Below are 515 nucleotides of genomic sequence, written 5' to 3'. Positions count from 1 at the left end.
AGAGTCCACACGAATTACTTGGTTGGCTAATAAAGAGAGCATAGGGTCTGTCAGGCCCGTACCATTGGGTCTGTAGCTCAGGTGGTTAGAGCGCACCCCTGATAAGGGTGAGGTCGGTGGTTCAAGTCCACCCAGACCCACCAGAATTTCACTGCTCGTCGTTGCTTCCAAGCTCGTGTGCACCAGCACACTTCACTTGAAAGCGCCTAGATCAGAAAAATTCTGGTCCAGGAGGCGAAAGCAGAGCGCAGGACAGATTTTGTTAATCTAGGCGCAGTGTGAAATGAGTAAAGGAGTGACCCTCGATGGGTCATGACTGAAGCGAATGAATACTGCAACGACGAGTAACGAAAGCTGGACAAGTTCTGGGGCTATAGCTCAGCTGGGAGAGCGCCTGCCTTGCACGCAGGAGGTCGGCAGTTCGATCCTGCCTAGCTCCACCATATTAACTGACTAACCACATTGTGGGTTAGCAGTGTACAGAAACAAGCGTTTCGGTTTGATGAACGATCAAG

Annotated in this window: 2 tRNA genes; both read left to right on the top strand. The window is 51.1% G+C overall.

What is annotated here, in order from left to right:
* Window positions 1-66 precede the first annotated feature (66 nt).
* Window positions 67-143, top strand: a tRNA-Ile gene (locus FWJ25_RS19410).
* A 224-nt stretch (window positions 144-367) separates the two neighbouring features.
* Window positions 368-443: transfer RNA gene (locus tag FWJ25_RS19405), tRNA-Ala, on the top strand.
* Window positions 444-515: the final 72 nt, after the last annotated feature.

The organism is Marinobacter salinexigens, from assembly GCF_008370345.1.
GTDB classification, from domain to species: domain Bacteria; phylum Pseudomonadota; class Gammaproteobacteria; order Pseudomonadales; family Oleiphilaceae; genus Marinobacter; species Marinobacter salinexigens.
The sequence above is the reverse complement of the archived record's forward strand: the minus strand, read 5'-3'. Positions and strand labels throughout refer to the sequence as shown.